The sequence below is a fragment of the Rhodanobacter soli genome (genome assembly GCF_039523495.1).
In the GTDB taxonomy this organism is placed as follows: Bacteria; Pseudomonadota; Gammaproteobacteria; order Xanthomonadales; family Rhodanobacteraceae; genus Rhodanobacter; species Rhodanobacter soli.
Window position 1 is genome coordinate 331,128 of sequence record NZ_BAAAFK010000001.1, and the last position, 19,657, is coordinate 350,784.

The following is a 19,657-nucleotide window of genomic DNA, read 5'->3' on the forward strand; positions in this document are numbered from 1 at the left end:
TCACATTTTTTCATTTTCCGGCCGTATGAATCGTGATGTTCATCACGTTTGGAGAATCGTGACTGGCGTGCCTCATGAGGCGCTGCGGCAGGCAAGCGGCCAAAGAGGGGGGGCCTTGTCCAGATGCCGGTCGGCAGTGGTGGCCGAACATTGCTGCCGCATCGAGTAGTTTGGCCAAACCGGCCAAACTATGCAGGACAGCGCAAGTCGCCCTCTGGCACCTGCATCTGGTGGGCCCACCAGGACTCGAACCTGGAACCAAAGGATTATGAGTCCTCTGCTCTAACCATTGAGCTATAGGCCCGCACAAGGGCGGAAGTTTACCGTAGCGCGCAGGCGATGCACGAGGATGGCCTGCCGCAAGTCGTGTGGTGACGTGATTGCCCGGGGCGTAGGCTGGTCATCCCCCCAAGCCGGAGAGTACGCATGAACACCGAAGCGATCGCGAAACGGTTGGTCGAGTTGTGCCGTGAAGGCAAATACGAGGAGGCGCAGCGCGAGCTGTATGCGGAGGATGCGGTGAGCATCGAGCCGGAAGGTTTGCCGCCGGGCGCGCTGGGCAATGTGCAGGGGCTGGCGGCGATCTACGAGAAGGGTCGGCAGTTCAGCGCGATGATCGAGGCCGTGCACGGTGGCAGCGTGAGCGAGCCGGTGGTGGCGGAGAACTGGTTCAGCATCGCGCTGGCGATGGACGTGACCATGAAGGGCCGTGGCCGGATGAACATGAGCGAGATCTGCGTGTACCGCGTGCACGGCGGCAAGATCGTGAGCGAGCAGTTCTTCTACGACGTCGGCTGAACCCGTCGCCCGAAACGAAGGAGCCCCGCATCGGCGGGGCTCCTTCGTCGTGCCGACGTCGCGAATTACTCGACGTCGAGGAACGAGCGCAGCTGTTCGGAGCGGCTCGGGTGACGCAGCTTGCGCAGCGCCTTCGCCTCGATCTGGCGGATCCGCTCGCGGGTGACGTCGAACTGCTTGCCGACTTCCTCCAGCGTGTGGTCGGTGTTCATGTCGATGCCGAAGCGCATGCGCAGCACCTTCGCTTCGCGGGGGGTGAGCCCGGCGAGCACATCGCGCACGGTTTCCATCAGGCCGGTCTCGGTGGCCGAATCGACCGGCGAACTGGCGTTGCCGTCCTCGATGAAGTCGCCCAGGTGGGAATCCTCGTCGTCGCCGATCGGGGTTTCCATCGAGATCGGTTCCTTCGCGATCTTCAGCACCTTGCGGATCTTGTCCTCGGGCATCTCCATTTCCTTGGCCAGTTCTTCCGGCGTCGCCTCGCGGCCGAACTGCTGCAGCATCTGGCGGGAAATGCGGTTGAGCTTGTTGATCGTCTCGATCATGTGCACCGGGATGCGGATGGTGCGCGCCTGGTCGGCGATCGAGCGGGTGATCGCCTGGCGGATCCACCAGGTGGCGTAGGTCGAGAATTTGTAGCCGCGGCGGTACTCGAACTTGTCGACCGCCTTCATCAGGCCGATGTTGCCTTCCTGGATCAGGTCGAGGAACTGCAGGCCGCGGTTGGTGTACTTCTTGGCGATCGAGATCACCAGGCGCAGGTTCGCCTCGACCATTTCCTTCTTGGCGCGACGGGCCTTCGCCTCGCCGCTGGCCATGGCGCGGTTGATGTCCTTGATGTCGATCAGCGGCAGGAATAGCTTGCGTTCGATCGCGGCGAGCTTCTCCTGCTCGGCATCGATCGCCTCGCGGTGGACCTTGATGTTCGGCGACCACTTCTGGCGCTTGCGGCTGAGCTCGGCCACCCACTCGAGGTTGCCCTCGTTGCTGGGGAACGCCTTGATGAACTCGGCCTTCGGCATCTTCACCTGCTTGACGAAGATGTCCATCAGCACGCGCTCGTGGTGACGGATGTCGTTGACCACTTCACGCAGCTTGCGCACGAAGCCGTCGATCAGCGCGGACGGCAGCTTGAGCTTGAGGAACTCTTCGGCCATCTGGTCGCGCAGCTTGACGATCTTCTTGTCGGTGATGCTGGCGGCCTTCGGCGCGGCCTTCTGGAACTTGCCGTAATACTCGCGCAGCAGTTCCATGCGGCGCTTGACCTCTTCCGGGTCGGGACCGGTCGGGCCGGCCTCTTCTTCTTCCTCGGTGGTGTCGTCGGCGTCCTCGTCGCCATCCTCGTCGCCGGGCTCGGGTTCCGGCGCCAGCAGGGCGGCGGCTTCCTTTTCTTTGCGGGCGAGGTCGGCGGCTTCCTCCAGGTCGAGGAAGCCGGCCAGGATCTCGCTGAGGCGGCGCTTGCCGTCCAGGTGCTGGTCGTATTCCTCCAGCAGCAGCTCGATGGTCAGCGGGAAGCTGGCCAGCGCGGTCTGTACTTGGCCGAGGCCTTCCTCGATGCGCTTGGCGATGGCGATCTCGCCCTCGCGGGTAAGCAGCTCGACCGTGCCCATCTCGCGCATGTACATGCGCACCGGGTCGGTGGTGCGGCCCACTTCGGCGTCCACCGCGGAGAGCAGCGCCACGGCTTCCTCGGCGGCAGCTTCGTCGTCGGTGCTGCTGCCGGCCTTGTCGGCCAGCGGATCGGCGTCCGGCGCGGCGTCATGCACTTCGATGCCGACGCCCTTGAGCACCGCCATGATGTCTTCGATCTGCTCCGGGTCGACGATGTCGTCGGGCAGGTGGTCGTTGATCTCGGCGTAAGTCAGGTAGCCCTGCTCCAGGCCCTTGGAGATGAGCGCCTTGATTTCAGACTGTTGCTCGTGGGGAGCTTTGCTATTCATTAACCGACCGCCGCAGGGTTCAAGAACCGGACATTATAGCGATGTGCTGCTTTTTTGACCAGTTTTCAAGTGAGGAAAGGTTTCGACCGGGCACGCAAAAATCGCGCCAAATCGCGGTGTTGCAGCGCCTTGCCGGCTTGAGGCCGCGCATCGCACGCTGTGTGTCCGTTCAGCCGGTGTCGAGCCAGAAAGTCACCGGACCGTCGTTCACCAGTTGGATGACCATATGGGCACCGAAGTGCCCGGTTTCCACCTTCGGGTAAGCGGCGCGGGCCAGTTCCAGCAGCCGTTCGAACCAGCGCCGGCCGTGCTCGGGCGGCGCCGCGCTGGTGAAACTGGGGCGCATGCCCGAACGGGTGTCGGCGGCCAGGGTGAACTGGCTGACCAGCAGCAGGCCGCCGCCGGTGTCGGCGAGCGAGCGGTTCATCTTGCCGTTGGCGTCGGCGAACACGCGATAGCCAAGCAGGCGTTCCAGCATGCGCTTCGCCTGCGCTTCGCCGTCGTCCGGCTGCACCGCCACCAGGGCCAGCAGGCCGGGGCCGATCGCGCCGACCGTTTCGTCGCCGACACTGACGCTGGCGGACACTACACGCTGGATCAGGGCAATCATGGGCGCACGACGGTGGCGAGGCGCCTAGCTTACGGCGCCGCCGCGGTCGGTGAAAGGTGGCCGGCCGCCGGCATGGCGCGGTTGCCGCGGGGCCGGCTCCCGTAAACTGCAAGGATGCGTATCGACATGTACCTCGTCTACCTCCTGTTGCGCCTGCTGGCGCTGCTGCCGTTGCGCGTACTGCACGGCGTCGGCGGCGGGCTGGGCCGCCTGCTGCTGTGGCGGGGCGGCCGCACCGTGCACAACACCGCAGTGAACCTGGCGATCGTGCGACCGCAGCTGGATCGGGCGGCGCAGGCGGCATTGCTACGCGAGGTGATGGCCGAGAGCGGCAAGTCGGCCAGCGAGATCGTCAAGGTCTGGGGTGCCGGCGCCGAGCGTGCGCTGGGGCTGGTGCGCGAAGTGCGTGGCGAGGCGCTGCTGGATGCCGCGCTGGCCGCGGGCAAGGGCGTGATCATTGCCGCGCCGCATCTGGGCTGCTGGGAGCTGCTGAACTACTGGCTGTGCCGCAAGACGCCGATGGCGATCCTGTACCGGCCGCCGCGGATCGCCGCGATCGAGGGCCTGTTGCGCAAGGTGCGCGGCGCGCTGGCGCCGGAGCAGGTGCGCGCGGACGGTGCCGGCGTGCGCACGCTGTACAAGCGGCTAGCCGCGGGCGGCACGGTCGGCATCCTGCCGGACCAGAAGCCGCGTGCGGGCGAGGGCCAGATCGCGCCGTTCTTCGGCCGCGAGGCGCTGACCATGGTGCTGTTGCCGCGGCTGGCCGCGCGCACCGGCGCCACCGTGCTGTACGCGTTCGCCGAACGGCTGCCGCAAGGCGCCGGTTATCGCATCCACCTGTTGCCGGCGCCGCAAGGCTTGGCCGACGCCGATCTTGGCGTGGCCTGTGCCGCGCTGAACCAGGGCGTGCAGGACTGCGTCGAGCTGGCCTTCGCGCAGTACCAGTGGCAGTACAAGCGCTATTCGGCGAATGGCTTGATCAGCCCGTACGATCGCGAACAGGAATAGGCCGCGCTACGCGCGCTTCTAGGATTGGGGCTTTTCCAGCCGGCGCAGGAACACGCTCATTTCCTTTTCGGCCTGCTTGTCGCCGCGCTGCGCGGCGGCAGTGATGCCGCTGCGCCAGGCGTCCACGGCAGCGGTTTCGTCGCCGTCAGCCAGGCAGGCCTTGCCGAGCAGTTTCCACGCCGCCGAGTAGGTCGGGTCGAAGCCGACTGCGCGCCGCAGCTCGTCGATCGCCGCGCCGCTGTCGCCATCGGCCAGCAGGGCACTGCCCAGGGAGAAGCGCAGCAGCGCGCCATCGCGCGGGCCACCGCACTGTTTGCGCAGGCTGGCGATCAGGTCGGTGCTCATGGCTGGGTGCGGTAGCGCCGGTCATCGGCCGGGTAGATCCGGGTCGGCTGGGCCGGTTCCGGCGGGGTGTGCCCGGCGCGCAGGTCGGCCAGCGAGATGGCCGGCCAGACCACCAGCCATGACGAGCGGAACGGCTGCACCAGCAGGGCGTAGCGCAGGGCGTTCGCGTCCGGTTGGTCCACACGTACCACGACCAGGCCATCGGGATGGGCGCGGGCAAAGTCCTGCAGGGCTTGATCCTGCACTACCTGGTTGCCGAGAAGCTCCTCGATCGGCCGGGTCAGTCGGCCCTCGAAATGGAACTGGCCTTCGTAGTTGCCAAGGAAGGCAATCGGCCGGTTTGCCTGGTCGGCGGCACCGAGCAGGTGCGCGGTCGGGCGCAGGTCGTAGCGCGACCACAGGGTCAGCGTGAACAGGGTGTTGAGCGCGAGCACGCCGATCAGCCCGGCCACCGCCAGGCGGCGCAGCTCGCCGCGGCCGCGCAGCAGCAACAGGCCGCCCAGCAGCAGGAATACCACGCTGAAATAGCGGCTGTAAGGTGCTGCGGCATCGGCCCACTCGCCATGCAAGTGGTTGCCGGCAACCAGCAACGGCAGCATGAACAGCGCCGCGGCGAACACGATGCCGCCCACACCCAGCGGCCAGGTGCCGAGCCAGCCGTTGGAGGCCAGGTTCGGCCGGCGCTCGCGCAGCACGGCGATCGCGCTGGCCATCAGCAAGGCGATGCCGCCAAGTTCCGGCAACGGGTAGTACAACTGCTTGCCGCTGATCAACGAGAGCGCAACGAAGGTGGGCAGCAGCCAGCACAGTGCGAAGCGCAGACCCGATTCCAGCGGCCGGCGCAGGCCGGCCACGGCCACCCACACGCGCGGCCAGCCGCTGAACGGGAACAGCATCAGCGGCAGCCACAGCAGGTAGAACCAGATCGGCTCGGCGTGATTCTGCAGGTCCTTGCCTTCGGCCAGCTTGTCGACCACGCGGCCGGCGGTCTGGGTGAAGAACAGTCGCTGCCGGTACGCCTCGCCGCCGGAGAATCCGGCCGGCAGCGCCCAGGCCAACAGCATCGCGCCGCCGAGCAGCAGCGCCAGCACGCCGCGGCCATACCAGCGCGCGCGGTGCTGGCCGGCCCAGTCGTTCCACAGCGGGCCGAGCAGCCAGGGGAAGACCACGTGCAGCAGCATCACCGGACCCTTGGTCAGCAGCCCGAAGCCCACGCAGAGGCCGAACAGCAGCCAGCGCGGTTCGCTGCGTTGCGATTTCGGGGTCAGGCACAGCAGGGCGGCCAGCGTCCACACCGCCAGCAGCACGTCGTACATGATCTGCAGGCCGAACAGGAACGCATAGCCGAACGCCAGCAGCATCCATGGCGCGGCCTTGGCTATCCACGGCCGGTCCGGGAACAGCCGTCGTGCCAGCAGCGAGACCAGCACCAGTTGCGTGCCGCCGAACAGTACCTCGAGTACGCGCGGCCAGACGTCGTTGACGCCGAACGCGAACCAGCCGCCCTGGATCAGCCAGAACAGCAGGGGCGCCTTCTCGCTGTAGGGCTGGCCGTTGATATGCGGTACCAGCCAGTGACCCTGGCTCCACATTTCCCACGCGACCGCCAGAGTGCGGGTGGAATACAGCGGCATCGGCCCGTGCGAGAAGATCGCCAGCAGCGCCACGGCGGCCCACAGCGGCAGCCAGGGCCACACGGCACGCAGGTGTTCGGAACGGCTATAGGGGCTGGATGGCACGGGCAGACTCGTGGGAGGCCAAGGGCGATTCTAGCCTGCGCGATGCGCGCGCAAGGCGACCGGCTGCACGATCAGGCCGGTCCCCAGTAGCCGATGCGGCGGCGGATCTTCAACTTGCGCCACAGGTTCAGCGGCTTGCGTCGGCGATTCTTCGCGCCGCGGGCGATGAAGGTGTCGATCGCATCCAGTACGCGTTCGCTGGAACGGCCGTCGCGGTACGGGTGGATCGCGTCGGCGTAGTCGCGGATCGCCTGCAGCAGTTCCGGTGGCCGCGCCAGCGCACGCTCGATCGCGCTCTCGAACTGCGCCGGGTCGTCGATGTCGATCAGCTGCGGACCGGGCCGGCGGTTCTTGAACGTCACCACCGGCTTGCCGGTGAGCAGGAACTCGTTGAGCGCGGAGGAGGTGTCCGAGCACATCAGGTCGACCTGCGGGAACAGCTCCAGGATGTTGTCGTTCTCGGCGAAGCGCAGGTACTCGTTCTGCAGCGCCTTGAATTTCGCCGTGGTCTCCGGGTTCATCTTCGGATGGAAGGTGACGATCCAGCGCCAGCGGCCGTCGCGCGACAGCCGCTTCACTTCCTCGTACAGCGTTTCGGCGGCGCTCCACGACGGCGAGAAGGTGGAGTGGTACAGGATCACCGGCGGCTGGCGCACCGGCGGCAGCGGGCCGGTGATTTCCTGCATGAACGGGTCGAGCTTGGGGAAGCCGGTTTCGATCACGCTGAAGTGGCCGAGCTTGTCGGCGATCGCCTGGAACTGCGCGGTGTCGCGCGGGCCGGTGGTGCAGTACAGGTCGAAGAAGCCGCGCACGTAGATGTGCCGCGGCTTGCCGGCATCGAAGCCATGGAAGGTCTCGACCTTCACGCCGGGAAAGAAGTGCGGCACCGCGTTGGACGAGGTGATCACCGCGATCGGCTGCCACGCGCGCACCTCGGCCACCGTCAGCAGGCGCTCGCCGGCGACCAGATCCTCTGCGCCGGGACCGTCGAAGAACCAGGCTGCCTCGTCGCCGCGGGCGCGGATCGCTTCCTGCAGCGGGCGCAGGATCGCCAGCGCGTAGCGTTCGGAGCCGTAGAGGAGGTAGTGCTTCGGAGCGGGTTTCGGTTCGGTCATCAGCGGTCGATGTCGTGTTGGTGAAGCAGGGCAGCGGCGCGCGCCACCGACTCCGGGTTGTTGACCATTTCGTAGTAGCGCATGCGCTTGTACAGCGCGTAGCTGGCCGCGGTCTGCGCGATCAGGAAGCCGCGCCAGCCGTCCAGGAAGGCCAGCCGGAACAGGTAATCCTTGAGGAAGGCGAGCGCGTAGACGAACGGTGCCTGCCACATCCGCACCGGCTTGCGCCGGTCCAGCCAGTCGCGGCACTTCAGCTCGGCGTAACGCAACACTTTCAGCTGCTTGTGCAGCAGGGTCGGGTTGTTGGCGTGGTCGAACGGGGCGCGCAGGGTCGGCGCGGCACCCTCGAACCGCAACGACTCGTGCACCCGCGCGTCGCTCCAGCGCGCGCGGCGGCGATGGTACAGCCGCGCCAGTTTTTCGCCCACCGACGGGCGGTACCAGCGCATCGGCCGCCCCATGTAGATCGTGCGGCGGCGCAAGTACGCCGCCGGCGCGTCGCCTGCCATAAGTGCCGGCAGGCGCTGCTGCAGTTCCGCGGCGAGTTCCGGGCTGAGGTATTCGTCGGCATCGAGCACCATGACCCAGTCGTGGCTGCACTGGCCGCTGGCGAAATTGCGCTGCGCGCCGAAGCCGAGCCAGTCCTGGTGAACCACGCGCGCGCCGTGCGCCTGCGCGATCGCCACCGTGTCGTCGTCGCTGCCGGAATCGACCACCAGCTTCTCGGCCGCGAACGGCACGCTGTCCAGGCAGCGCGCGATGCTCTCGGCCTCGTTGTGGGTGATGACGGCGAGGGTCAGCGGGAACGTGGGCATGGGCGGATTCTAGCCGAGGCCGTGCGTCTCTCGCGGGCTGGCGGACCAACAGGTTGTATATCAGATGAAGCCGGTCGCATCTTTGTCCGGGAATCCGTGACAGTATTTGTCGATCAGCAGCCGATCCGCGTTACATTTTCCATCCACCGCAACGGCACCGAACGGCAGACATGAAACGGATCCTGGTCACCGGCGGTGCCGGATTTCTCGGCTCGCACCTGTGCGATCGCCTGCTCCACGACGGCCACGACGTGCTGTGCGTGGACAACTTCTTCACCGGCAGCAAGCGCAATGTGGCGCACCTGCTCGCGCATCCATACTTCGAACTGATGCGGCACGACGTGACCTTCCCGCTGTACGTGGAGGTGGAGCGCATCTTCAACCTGGCCTGCCCGGCTTCGCCGGTGCATTACCAGCACGACCCGGTGCAGACCACCAAGACCAGCGTGCATGGCGCGATCAACATGCTTGGTTTGGCCAAGCGGGCGAAGGCGCGCATCCTGCAGGCGTCGACCAGCGAGGTCTATGGCGACCCGGAAGTGCACCCGCAGGTCGAGGCGTACTGGGGCCGGGTCAATCCGATCGGCACCCGCAGCTGCTACGACGAAGGCAAGCGCTGTGCCGAGACACTGTTCTTCGACTACTACCGCCAGCATGCGCTGGACATCAAGGTGGTGCGCATCTTCAACACCTACGGCCCGCGCATGCACCCGAACGACGGCCGGGTGGTGAGCAACTTCATCATGCAGGCGCTCAAGGGCGAGGACATCACCATCTACGGCGACGGCAGCCAGACGCGCAGCTTCTGCTACGTCGACGACTTGATCGAAGCGATCGTGCGCATGATGGATTCCGAGCGCGGCTTCACCGGCCCGGTGAACATCGGCAACCCGGTCGAGCACACCATGCTGGAACTGGCCGAGAAGGTGCTGGCCCTGGTCGGCGGCCGTTCGAGGCTGGTGTACCGGCCGCTGCCGTCGGATGATCCGCGCCAGCGCCAGCCGGACATCGGCGTGGCCCGCGACAAACTCGGCTGGCAACCGGCGGTGGCGTTGGAGGACGGTCTGAAGGAAACCGTAGGCTATTTCCGCCGCCTGCTGCAGGACGGTGTGGCGGCATGACCAGTTTCGCGGTCGTCATTACCAGTTACAACTACCGCGACTTCGTCGGCACGGCGATCGACAGCGCGCTGGCGCAGACCCGCGTGCCGATGCAGGTCATCGTGGTCGACGACGGTTCCACCGACGGCACGCCGGCGCATCTGCGCGAACGCTACGGCAGCGACCCGCGGGTGACCCTGCTGTGCGGCGAGAACGGCGGCCAGCTGGTCGCGTTCCAGCGCGGCGTGGCGCAGGCGCGCGCCGACGTGGTCTGCTTCCTCGACGCCGACGACCGCTGGGAGCCGTATTACCTGGCGTGCCTCGGCGAGCTTTACGATGCCAGCCGCGACGTCGACTTCGTGTTCTCCGACATGCAGCTGTTCGGCGACGAGCAGCGCTGGATGGGCTATGCCGCGCAGTCGCGCGACCTCGGCTTCACCGCGATTAGCACCTACATGCTGATGCACTGGTACGGCGCCCCCACCTCGGCGCTGTCGATGCGTGCGCTGTGGGCGCGCCGCACGCTGGAGCTGCCGGCGGAACTGAGCCAGACGTGGCGGCTGTCCGCCGACAATTGCCTGGTGTTCGGCGCCAGCGTGCTGGGCGCGCACAAGTACTACCTGCGCACCGGCGCGGTGCATTACCGCGTCCACGGCAACAACGGCTGGTGGGGCCGGCAGACGGCGGCCACCAAGTACCTCAACCGGTTCCGCTCGCGCTGCCTGATTGAGATCTACGCCAGGAGCATCGGCCTGGACGAGCGCTGCCTGGAAAGCGTCAAGCACGAGTTCCGCACCAAGCCGGATCCCTCCTGGCGCGAGGCCCGGCACTACGCGAAGCTGGCGCGATTGCGTCGCGGCTCGTGGCTGCGCAACCAGCAGCGCGCCGCGTCGATCCTGTGGTCGGCCATCCGGCCGCGCCGACGCGCGGCGGGAACGCAGCCGAATACGAACTGAGCGAGGTCACCGTGATGCGGATCAGTGTCGCCGTGATCACCTACAACTGGCCTGCGGCGCTGGAGCTGGTGCTGCAGGCACTGGCTGCGCAGAGCGAGCTGCCGCACGAGGTGATCGTCACCGACGACGGCTCGCAGCCGGCCACGCGTGAATTGCTGGAGCGCATGGCACGGGATTATCCGGTGCGGCTGGTACACCTGTGGCAGCCGGACGATGGTGCACGCATGAGTCGCGCGCGCAACCGCGCGATCGCTGCCGCGCAGGGTGACTACGTGATCCTGCTCGACGGCGACATGGTGGTCGAGCGGCACTTCGTCGCCGACCACCGCGCGTTCGCGCGCCGCGGCTGCTTCGTGCAGGGTTCGCGCGTGCTGACCAACGCCGCGCTGACCTTGCGCATGCTGCACGCAGGCGCGGCGATGCCGGGTTTCTGCAGCCGTGGCATCGAGCGGCGCCGGCACACCCTGCGCCTGCCGTTGCTGGCGCGCTGGTATGCCCGGCCCGGTACCAAGCAGCGCGGCATCAAGAGCTGCAACATGGGGTTCTGGCGCGACGACCTGCTGCGCCTGAACGGCTTCAACGAGGCGATGACCGGCTGGGGTCGCGAGGATACCGAACTGGCCGTGCGCGCTTTCCACGCGGGCCTGCGCCGGCGCGAACTGCGCTTCAGCGCGCTGGCGACGCACCTCTACCATCCCACCCGCAAGCACGTCGTCGACAATCCCAACGACCGCATCGTGGACGACGCGCGGGCGCGCCGGCTGGTCCGTTGCGAGCGTGGCGTCGACCAGCACCTGGCCGAGTTCGCCCGCCCACCCGCCGATCTGCGCGCGTTCCCGGCTCAGGAAAGCTGACGCAGGGCGGCGTCCAGCCGTGCGGCGAAGGCCGCCTCATTCGATTCGAACCATGCCCGCGCCTGTTCGCCCAGCGCCGCACGTTCGTGCCCGGGCATCGCCAGCAGGCGCCCGATGGCGGCTTCCAGTGCCGCCTCGTCGAAGCGATGCAGGGTAGTCAGGTTGAACGGCCCGGTCTCGCTGGCCTTGACCAGGACGCCGCGTGCCGGGGTGACGAGTTCGTTCATCGGCGGCGCGTCGCAGGTGACCACCACCGCCTTGCAGCTCATCGCCTCGACAAGGTAGTGGCCCCAGCCCTCGGTTTCCGACAGGCACAGGTGGAACTGGTGTGTGTTCTGCAGCTGACGGATCTCGTGAACGTTGGCGGGATAGCCCACCCGGTGCTCGATGTTGGCGGGAACGGGCCCGGTCAGGCGGGTCGCGGTGCGCGGCGACTGCAGCACCAGCAGCTTCGGCCATTCCGGATGCCGTTGCCACAGCGCCAGCAGCCGCTGCGTTCCCTTCATCCGGCTGGCGCCGGCCAGGTGCAGGAAGGTCGGCTGCCGCGGGACTTCCGGCTGCAGGCAGTCCGTGCTGCGGAAGCCGATGTGCAGGGCGCGGCAGCCGCGAGCGGCGAACAGTTCGACGGCAAAGCGGGTCTTGCACAGGATCGCGTCGTAGCGGGCCAGATAGCGCTGGCTGCGCGGCGACAACCACTCCGGATTCGGCACCAACAGGTTCAGTCGAGCCAGCCCGAACCAGTCCGGGCGTACGTGCTCCAGCGCAATGTTGATGTCGTACGGTGTGGCTCGCAGGTCAACGTGGCGCAGCCGTTGCCACCACATGCGCAGGTGCAGCAGCAGCGCCTTGCGGCGCCCGTCGTGCCGGTGCGGCCCGAGCTTGGTCACGTGGACCTGGTGGCCGAGCGCGACCAGCGCCGAGGATAGGAGCCGGATGTCGTGGCTGAGACCGCGCTGGTTGTCCCACGCAAGCAGATTGATACGGGCCATGGCGGGTCGACGTCAGCGAGACGGAGCGTTGTGCAGCAGACGGCCGATGCTGAAGGCCAAGCCCAACACGAGGAACAGGTAAAGCGATTGCGGCATCGCCCGATAAAACACATTGTCGCTGAACGCACATAGACCATACATGCCGATCACCATCAGCCCGGCCGCGGCGGCCGTGGCGACCGGCTCCTGCGCGTGGTTGAGATGGCGGGCGAAAAAGGCCAGCGGCACGGCGAAAAACAGCAGCAGCACCAGCAGCGCGGGCAGCCCGCCGGCTACCAGTGATTCAAGGTATTCGCTGTGCGGGTGCACGTACTTGGCGATCAGCGGGCTGGCGTTGCCGACGGCGGCCTGTTCGCGCACGTAGACACCGAACTGGTCCAGGCCGATGCCGGCCAGCGGCTGTTCGCGGAAGGCCTGCCACGCGGTACGCCACATCTCCAGCCGTTCGCCGACGGCGCCGGCGGCATCGCTGCTGCTACCGGCGTTGTAGCTGGCGATTTCGGCCGGGACATCGGTCAGTCGCTCGACCATCTCCCGGTGCAGCGTGGCGGTGACCGTCAGCATGCCGAGCACGGTCACCGCGAACAGCGCCAGCATGCGGCGCCAGTGCCGCGAACGCATGGCGAACCACAGCATGAGGCCGAGGTAGATCGGAGCGAACGACAGCAGCGGGCCGCGGCTCTGGGTCAGTACCGCGCCATACAGGCCGACCACCACGGCCGCGACATGCAGCCAACGGTCACCGCGGCGAGTGCCCGGGCGCAGCGCCTGCAGCATCGACAGCAGCACCAGCACCAGCAGATACATCGCAAACTCGACCGCGGCCCAGTCGCCGCCGTTCAACCCGTACGGGCGGTCGGCGCCCAGCATGTAGCGCTGGTAAAGGCTGACCGCCCCGAGCAGCAGGGCGGTCAGGCTGAAGCCGATCGCGATCACGCGCTGCTTCAGCGGCAGGGTGAAGACGGCCGCGATGCCCAGGAACAGCAGCGTCTGTGCCGGCAGGTCGAGGGTGGGCCAGTCGAGCCGGTGTCCGAGGAAGTTGCCGACGTCGTACAGCAAGCGCAGCACGCAGGCAGCGGCCACTGGCCAGGCCAGGCGGCAGGCGTGCCGGGTTTCCGTGCGGGTGACCAGCAGGGCCAGGCCAGCCATGAACAGCAACACCATCGGCACGGTCTTGAGCCGCCCGGATACGGCGAAACACAGCGGCATAACCGCCAGCAGCAGTGAAGCCGTCCAGATCTGCCATGAAGCAGGGTGTGCGCGCACGTGAGGAGCCTGTCGAGCCAACTGTATTCCCTGTCTGATCCCTGTCTGGCAATGCTAACGGGCCAGTGTCCCCGACATGGCTTGCGTGCGGCACATTGTAACGTGAAGATTCATCTCCCTTGTACGCCGTCCATGGGCGTACGGCTCAGGGCGCGTCATCGACCTGCTGATCCGCATTCACGCCGGGCACGCAGCCGGGCGCCACGGCATCGGCGCGGAACATCCACCATTCGCGGCGATTGGCGTGGCCGACATAGGTGGCGCGCTGGCGATCCACGCAGTTGCCCATCGCTTCGTCGAGGCTGAAGATCCAGCGCCGTGCCGGATCTTGCCGCAGCCAGGCGGTGGCGTCGGCGTACTGCTGCGGCCAGGGTTTCAGGAAGCCGAATTCGGCGACCGGCCCCTGTGCCATCAGCAGGTTCTGCTCCTTCCAGGCGAGCAGGCCGATGCTGGCGTCCGGACCGGCGATGGCGCGCGCCTGCACCATCACGTCGCGCGCGGAGCGGTCGCCGTTGAGCATCGGGTAGCCCCACAGGCCGTACACGCCCCACAGCACGCCGGCGAACAGCAGCCAGCCCAGCGGCGCGCGGCGCACCCGAGTGAGCGCGGCGATCAGCAGGCCGGCGGCGCCGATACCGAGCAGCATCCACCAGATCTGCGGATCGAGGCTTTGTTCGATCCTGATTGCCCAAGCCGGGTGCCGATGGATCGCCAGTGCTGCGGCGAGGGTGAGCGCCCCGGCCAGCAGCACGGTCAGCGCGCACACCGCGGCGCGCACACCGCGCCGACGCAACAGGCCGGGCAGCAGCGGCGCCAGCGCCAGCACGGTCATTGGCAGGGCCGGCAGGATGTAGACGTCGCGCTTGCCCGGGCTGAACGAGAAGAACAGCAGCAGCAACACGATCCAGCCCAGCGGCAGCAGGAAGCGCGCGTCGCGCCGCTGCAGCCGTCGCCACCATGCCGGCAGCGCCCACGGCAGCAGCAGCGACAGCGGCAGCCAGTCGGCCACGATGATGCCGAGGAAATAGAACGGCGAGTGGATGTGCCCGGTTGGCGTAGCGTAGCGGTGTACGGTCTGCCCGAGCAGGATGTTCTGCACGTATTCGGCGTGCTGCGGATCGCCGTCGGCGTGGGCGACCAGCAGCATCGGCAGCAGCCAGCCCAAGATCGGCACGAAGAACAGCGCCAGGCCGCCGGCCCAACGCCAGCCGCCGACGGGCAGCGCCAGCTGGCGCCAATGGCCGCGGCGTGCGATCAGGTACGGCACCAGCATCAGCAGTGCCAGCACGCCGACCCCCTTGGTCGCCACGCCCACGCCGGCGAAGAAGCAGCCGGCGGCGAACCAGCGCCACGACGGCCCCAGCAGCAGGTGGCGCAGCAGGCCGTAGTTGGCCAGGGTGATCCAGCCCAGCAGCAGAGGGTCGATCTGCGCGTTGCGCATCTGGTAGGTGAAGTGGATCGTCACCAGCAGCGTGGCCGCGGCGAGCAGCGCGCTGCGGTGGTTCCACAGCCGGCGCGCCAGGTCGTAGACCAGCGCCAGCGCGCCCAGCGCCGCCGCCAGCGACGGCAGCAGGAAGGCGATGCGCCAGTGGTGGGTGAGGTAGTAGCTGAGCGCCTGCAGCCACATGAACACTGGCGGCTTGTCCGGGTACAGCTCGTGGCCGCGATGCGGGAACAGCCACTGGCCGTGCTCGACCATCCATTGCGCCACCAGCGCGAAGCGCGGTTCGTCGGATGGCCACGGGTCGCGCAGGCCGATGCCAAGGCCGAGCAGCAGCAGCGCGAATACGCCGAACAGCAGCAACTCCCAACGGGCGTTGCGCAGCCATAGCGGGCGGGCCTGGGACAGAGGTACGCAAGGCTTCACGTGCGGGGATGTCCCGTCAGCGGCGATCAATGATGGTGCGCATCATAGCCCGACGAACGGAGCATCCTGGTGTGCGCGGCGACGCGGGCAGGATGGCATGGGCGCCCGAGTACTGGCTTAGCGCGGTTTCTGCAGCACCGCGTAATACATGCCGTCCAGGTCGCCGTCGCCGGGAAGGATCTGCCAGCCGACGGCGGCGGCCTGTCCAACCGGCAGGGTGAACGGCAGCGTCTGGGCGTCGGGTTGCGCCGCCAGCCATTCGCCCACGATCGCCTCGTTCTCCGCGCGCAGCACCGAGCAGGTGATGTAGACCAGCCGTCCGCCCGGCGCCAGCAACGGCCACAGCGCGGACAGGATGCGGCGTTGCTGCGCGTGCATCGCGGCGATGTCGCTCTCGCGCCGGTGCAAGCGCACGTCCGGCCGGCGGCGCAGCACGCCGGTGGCCGAGCAGGGCGCGTCGATCAGGATGCGGTCGAACGACTGGCCGTTCCACCAGCCCTTCGGCGCGCCGGCGTCACCGATCACCACCTTGGCGTTCAGGCGCAGCCGCATCAGGTTCTGGCGGATGCGTTCGGCGCGCACGGCGTCGAACTCCAGCGCGGTGAGGTCGATGTCGGCGCGCTCGAGCAGGTGGCAGGCCTTGCCGCCAGGGGCGGCGCAGGCGTCCAGCACGCGCAGGCCGTCGTGCAGGTCGGCGAGGTCGGCGGCCACTTGCGCCGCGCCGTCCTGCACCGCGAACAAGCCATCCTCGAAGCCGGGCATGCGGGTGACATCGCCGCTGTGCGGCAGCACCAGCGCGTCGCGCAGCCACGGATGCGCCGTCGCCGCGTAGCCGGCGGCCTGCAGTTGATCGATCAGCGCGGCGCGCTCGCCGCGTTGGCGGTTGACCCGCAGCATCAGCGGCGGCTCGCGATTGTCAGCGAGCATCACGGTCTCGGCCTGTTGCGGCCAATCCCGCTGCAGCGCGGCGGCCAGCCAAGCCGGGTGGGCGTGGCGGGTCTGTGGCCTGGCATCGAGTTTCACCAGCAGGCTTTCGCGTTCGCGCTGCCAGCGCCGCAGCACGGCGTTGACCAGCCCGGCCAGTTGCGGGCGCTTCAGCGCGCGCACCGCTTCGACCGTGGCGGCCACCGCGGCGTAGTCCTGCAGTTCGAGGATCTCCAGCTGGACCAGGCCCAGCACCAGCAGCGCATGCACGGCCGGGTCCTTGTGTCGCAGCGATTTTTCCAGCAGGCCGTCGATCGCGGGATCGAAACGCAGCCACCAGCGCGCGCCTTCGCTGAGCAGGGCCATCAGCAGGGCGCGGTCGCGCGGATCGGCCAGCCGCGGCGCGTTGCGCTCCATCACGTCGCGCAACGAGGCGCCACGCAGGGCGACTTCGGCCAGTCCCCTGGCGGCCAGGGCGCGGGTGTCGGCTTTCATCAGCTGTGACGCAATTCGGGGCGGGCGTTGAGGTAGTCGACTGCGCCGATGCGCTTACCGCCGGCGCGCTGCACCGCGGTGACGCGCAGGGCACCCGTGCCGCAGGCGAGGTCAATGCCGTCGCGGCCGGCGGCCAGCACGCGGCCCGGCGCGGCATGGTGATCGAGCTCGATCGCGTGGGCGGCCCAGATCCGTAGCGACTCGCCGGCGATCTCGCCTTCGGCCACCGGCCATGGGTCGAACGCGCGCACCTGGCGTTCCAGTTCGACTGCCGGGCGGCTGAAGTCGAGCTTCGCCTCGGTCTTGTCCAGCTTGTGCGCGTAGGTCACGCCGTCTTCCGGCTGCGGCGTGGCCACCAGCACCTCGCCGGCCAGCGCGCGATGCAGGCCCTCGGCCAGCACCTCCGCGCCCAGCATGGCGAGACGGTCGTGCAGCGAGCCGCCGGTGTCGTCGCGGCTGATCGGGGTGCGTCGATCGAGCAGCACCGGGCCGGTATCCAGGCCCGCTTCCATCTGCATCAGGTCGACCCCGCTTTCGCGGTCGCCGGCCAGGACCGCACGCTGGATCGGCGCGGCACCGCGCCAGCGCGGCAGCAGGCTGGCGTGCACGTTCCAGCAGCCGAGCCGCGGGATCGCCAGCACCTTGCGCGGCAGGATCAGGCCGTAGGCGACCACCACCAGCAGGTCGGGGTGGTAGTCGGCGAGCCGCTGCTGCACGTCGGCGGATTTCAGCGATTCGGGTTGCTCGACCGCGATGCCGGCGGCCAGCGCGGCCTGCTTGACCGGGCTGGGCGTGAGCTTGCGGCCGCGGCCGGCGGGACGGTCGGGCTGGGTGTAGACGGCCGCCACCTCGGCGCCGCTCGTGCGGCAGGCCTCGAGGCAGGGCACGGAGAATTCCGGGGTGCCGGCGAAGACCAGCCGCAAGCCTGGGCTACTCAAGCCGGCCTTGCTCAAGCACCGACCGCCTGCTTGCGGTGTTTCTCCAGCCGTTTCAGCAGCAGGTTGCGCTTCAGCGGTGACAGGTAGTCGACGAACACCTTGCCTTCCAAATGGTCCATCTCGTGCTGGATGCACACCGCCAGCGGGCCTTCGGCCTCGACGACGATGTCCTCGCCGGTCACATCCTGCGCCTTCACCTTCACCTTCAGCGCGCGGGTGACGTCGGCGTACAGGCCGGGGAACGACAGGCAGCCTTCCTGGTAGACCTGCGAGCCATCCTTCTCGAGGATCTGCGCGTTGATCAGTGCCAGTGGCTGGTTGCGCTCGTCGCTCATGTCGGCGACCAGCACGCGCTGGTGCACGTTGACCTGGGTCGCGGCGAGGCCGACGCCGTTGGCGGCGTACATGGTTTCGATCATGTCGGCGACAAACTGCTTCAGTTTCGCGTCGAACACGGTCACCGGCGCGGCGTGGGTGCGCAGGCGGGGGTCGGGGAATTCGAGAATGGACAACATGGACATGGCATCACCTCGGCGCCGAAAGTGCGGGCGACTTGGTAAAAAGCCACCCTCGGCGCCATCTAGAATGTGTCTCATTGTACGTCGGCAAGCGTCCGAGTACAGACGATTTTTGCCAACTCGCGCCTGTTGCGCGCGTTAACCATTCGGTTACACTCGACCGAGCATCTGGGGAAGGGGGATTCCCACCAATGATCAAGAAAATTATCGTGTTGCTGGCCGGCATGCTGGTCACCGTGGCCGTCTATGCGGCCGGTACGCAATTGCGGGCCGATCATCCCGACAGCTATACCGTGCGCCGGGGCGACACGCTCTGGGACATCTCCGCCAAGTTCCTGTCCAAGCCGTGGCTGTGGCCGGAGATCTGGCAGGCCAATCCGCAGGTGCGCAACCCGCACCTGATCTACCCCGGCGACGTGCTCAACCTGTCCTTCATCAATGGGCCGCGCCTGGGCCTGCAGCCGAGCGTGCATCGCGAAGGCGAGGCGGTGCCGGCGATCCCGCTGTCCGAGCTGAAGATGTTCCTGAAGGACATGCGCGTGATGGACTCGAACGCGGTCAGTTCCGCGCCGTATGTGGTCGGCCTCGAGGAATCGCGCCTGCGCGGCGCCGTCGGCCAGAACATCTACGTGCGCGGCCTGCAGGGCGAGCCGGGTCAGCGCTGGGCGATCGTGCGGCCGAGCCACGTGTTCCGCGGTTTCGATCAGGGCGATGCGGCCAGCGCCGACTTGGTCGCGCACGATCTGGACAGCAACGCGGCGATGGTCAACTCGCCGTGGCGCGAGAATTCCCGCAACGACGGCCACTACGGCAAGGGTGACGACCTCGGCGTCGAGGTCAGCGTGATTGGTACCGCCGAGACGCTGCGCACGGGCGATCCGGCGACCCTGCTGCTGCTCAACGCCACCCAGGAAATCCGCAGCGGCGATCGCATCATGCCGCTGGACGAGTCGCCGTACGATGCTTACTACTACCCACATGCGCCGAAGTCGGTGCCGGCCAACGCCAAGGTGATCGGCTTCGCCGACGCGATGGATGCGGCCGGTTCGCGCCAGGTCGTGATGCTGTCGATCGGTGCGAAGGACGGCGTCGACAACGGCCAGACCTACACCATCTTCGAGCCGGGCGAGACGATCCACGACGACGTGGCCAGCAACAGCATGAACCGGAGCTTCGGCGAGAGGGTCAAGCTGCCGGACGAGTACGTCGGCCACGTGATGGTGTTCCGCACCTTCGACCGGGTCAGCTATGGCCTGGTGATGGACGGCCTGCGTCCGGTGCACGTCGGTGGCCGCCTGGCCATGCCGGAGTAACCGCCGGCACGAACCTCGGCGGCATCTGCCTACACGACGGCGCGGCTCCCACCGCGCCGTTTCCTTG

Annotated in this window: 18 protein-coding genes and 1 tRNA gene; 6 read left to right on the top strand and 13 right to left on the bottom strand. The window is 67.8% G+C overall.

Annotation, left to right across the window (positions count from 1 at the left end):
- Positions 1 to 228 precede the first annotated feature (228 nt).
- Positions 229 to 304, bottom strand: a tRNA-Ile gene (locus tag ABD024_RS01400).
- 122 nt (positions 305 to 426) lie between these two features.
- Between ABD024_RS01400 and ABD024_RS01405 the strand changes: the two genes are divergently transcribed.
- The gene (locus ABD024_RS01405; RefSeq protein ID WP_343848903.1) at positions 427 to 798 is read left to right on the top strand and encodes a SnoaL-like domain-containing protein; all 372 of its coding nucleotides are present in this window, start codon (positions 427 to 429) and stop codon (positions 796 to 798) included.
- Between the two features lie 65 nt (positions 799 to 863).
- Here ABD024_RS01405 and rpoD read toward each other — a convergent pair whose 3' ends face one another.
- The gene (rpoD, locus tag ABD024_RS01410; protein WP_343848905.1) at positions 864 to 2,738 is read right to left on the bottom strand and encodes an RNA polymerase sigma factor RpoD; all 1,875 of its coding nucleotides are present in this window, start codon (positions 2,736 to 2,738) and stop codon (positions 864 to 866) included.
- 169 nt (positions 2,739 to 2,907) lie between these two features.
- A complete protein-coding gene (dtd, locus tag ABD024_RS01415) occupies positions 2,908 to 3,348 on the bottom strand; it encodes a D-aminoacyl-tRNA deacylase (protein WP_343848906.1) in 441 nt (146 codons plus the stop codon).
- A 114-nt stretch (positions 3,349 to 3,462) separates the two neighbouring features.
- Between dtd and ABD024_RS01420 the strand changes: the two genes are divergently transcribed.
- A complete protein-coding gene (locus tag ABD024_RS01420) occupies positions 3,463 to 4,356 on the top strand; it encodes an LpxL/LpxP family acyltransferase (protein WP_343848907.1) in 894 nt (297 codons plus the stop codon).
- Positions 4,357 to 4,374: 18 nt separating this feature from the next.
- Here ABD024_RS01420 and ABD024_RS01425 read toward each other — a convergent pair whose 3' ends face one another.
- The 4 genes from ABD024_RS01425 to ABD024_RS01440 form a co-directional block, all read right to left on the bottom strand.
- On the bottom strand, positions 4,375 to 4,701 hold the full coding sequence (locus ABD024_RS01425; protein WP_343848908.1) for a tetratricopeptide repeat protein: 327 nt from the start codon (positions 4,699 to 4,701) through the stop codon (positions 4,375 to 4,377).
- Entirely contained in the window at positions 4,698 to 6,440 is a 1,743-nt protein-coding gene (locus ABD024_RS01430) for an ArnT family glycosyltransferase (RefSeq protein WP_343848909.1), read from the bottom strand. The genes ABD024_RS01425 and ABD024_RS01430 overlap by 4 nt, the downstream gene beginning before the upstream one ends.
- Positions 6,441 to 6,511: 71 nt before the next feature.
- Positions 6,512 to 7,555 (bottom strand): CDP-glycerol glycerophosphotransferase family protein, encoded by a 1,044-nt coding sequence (locus ABD024_RS01435; RefSeq protein WP_343848910.1) that lies wholly within the window; start codon positions 7,553 to 7,555, stop codon positions 6,512 to 6,514.
- Positions 7,555 to 8,370: a glycosyltransferase family 2 protein gene (locus ABD024_RS01440; protein ID WP_343848911.1), complete on the bottom strand. Its 816-nt coding sequence runs from the start codon at positions 8,368 to 8,370 to the stop codon at positions 7,555 to 7,557. Before ABD024_RS01440 ends, ABD024_RS01435 begins: the two co-directional genes overlap by 1 nt.
- 170 nt (positions 8,371 to 8,540) lie before the next feature.
- Between ABD024_RS01440 and ABD024_RS01445 the strand changes: the two genes are divergently transcribed.
- Genes ABD024_RS01445 through ABD024_RS01455 form a run of 3 tightly spaced genes read left to right on the top strand, consistent with a single transcriptional unit; the run spans position 8,541 to position 11,280 of the window.
- On the top strand, positions 8,541 to 9,491 hold the full coding sequence (locus tag ABD024_RS01445; RefSeq protein ID WP_343848912.1) for a UDP-glucuronic acid decarboxylase family protein: 951 nt from the start codon (positions 8,541 to 8,543) through the stop codon (positions 9,489 to 9,491).
- The gene (locus tag ABD024_RS01450; RefSeq protein ID WP_343848913.1) at positions 9,488 to 10,426 is read left to right on the top strand and encodes a glycosyltransferase family 2 protein; all 939 of its coding nucleotides are present in this window, start codon (positions 9,488 to 9,490) and stop codon (positions 10,424 to 10,426) included. The genes ABD024_RS01445 and ABD024_RS01450 overlap by 4 nt, the downstream gene beginning before the upstream one ends.
- A gap of 14 nt (positions 10,427 to 10,440) precedes the next feature.
- Entirely contained in the window at positions 10,441 to 11,280 is an 840-nt protein-coding gene (locus tag ABD024_RS01455; RefSeq protein ID WP_343854404.1) for a glycosyltransferase family 2 protein, read from the top strand.
- Here ABD024_RS01455 and ABD024_RS01460 read toward each other — a convergent pair.
- The 6 genes from ABD024_RS01460 to def form a co-directional block, all read right to left on the bottom strand.
- Positions 11,268 to 12,269, bottom strand: a complete 1,002-nt coding sequence (locus ABD024_RS01460; RefSeq protein WP_343848914.1) for a glycosyltransferase — start codon at positions 12,267 to 12,269, stop codon at positions 11,268 to 11,270. The genes ABD024_RS01455 and ABD024_RS01460 overlap by 13 nt on opposite strands.
- 12 nt (positions 12,270 to 12,281) lie before the next feature.
- Positions 12,282 to 13,535 (bottom strand): O-antigen ligase family protein, encoded by a 1,254-nt coding sequence (locus ABD024_RS01465; RefSeq protein ID WP_343848915.1) that lies wholly within the window; start codon positions 13,533 to 13,535, stop codon positions 12,282 to 12,284.
- A 145-nt stretch (positions 13,536 to 13,680) separates the two neighbouring features.
- Complete coding sequence (locus tag ABD024_RS01470) at positions 13,681 to 15,402, bottom strand: ArnT family glycosyltransferase (RefSeq protein ID WP_343848916.1); 1,722 nt, start codon at positions 15,400 to 15,402, stop codon at positions 13,681 to 13,683.
- Positions 15,403 to 15,519: 117 nt separating this feature from the next.
- Complete coding sequence (gene rsmB / locus ABD024_RS01475; RefSeq protein ID WP_343848917.1) at positions 15,520 to 16,821, bottom strand: 16S rRNA (cytosine(967)-C(5))-methyltransferase RsmB; 1,302 nt, start codon at positions 16,819 to 16,821, stop codon at positions 15,520 to 15,522.
- Entirely contained in the window at positions 16,821 to 17,744 is a 924-nt protein-coding gene (fmt, locus tag ABD024_RS01480) for a methionyl-tRNA formyltransferase (RefSeq protein ID WP_343854409.1), read from the bottom strand. Before fmt ends, rsmB begins: the two co-directional genes overlap by 1 nt.
- Before the next feature lie 26 nt (positions 17,745 to 17,770).
- Complete coding sequence (gene def / locus ABD024_RS01485; protein WP_343848918.1) at positions 17,771 to 18,280, bottom strand: peptide deformylase; 510 nt, start codon at positions 18,278 to 18,280, stop codon at positions 17,771 to 17,773.
- 188 nt (positions 18,281 to 18,468) lie between these two features.
- Between def and ABD024_RS01490 the strand changes: the two genes are divergently transcribed.
- Positions 18,469 to 19,590 carry a LysM peptidoglycan-binding domain-containing protein gene (locus tag ABD024_RS01490; protein ID WP_343848919.1) on the top strand — a complete coding sequence of 374 codons (1,122 nt, stop codon included), beginning with the start codon at positions 18,469 to 18,471 and terminating at the stop codon, positions 19,588 to 19,590.
- The last annotated feature ends 67 nt before the right edge of the window (positions 19,591 to 19,657 follow it).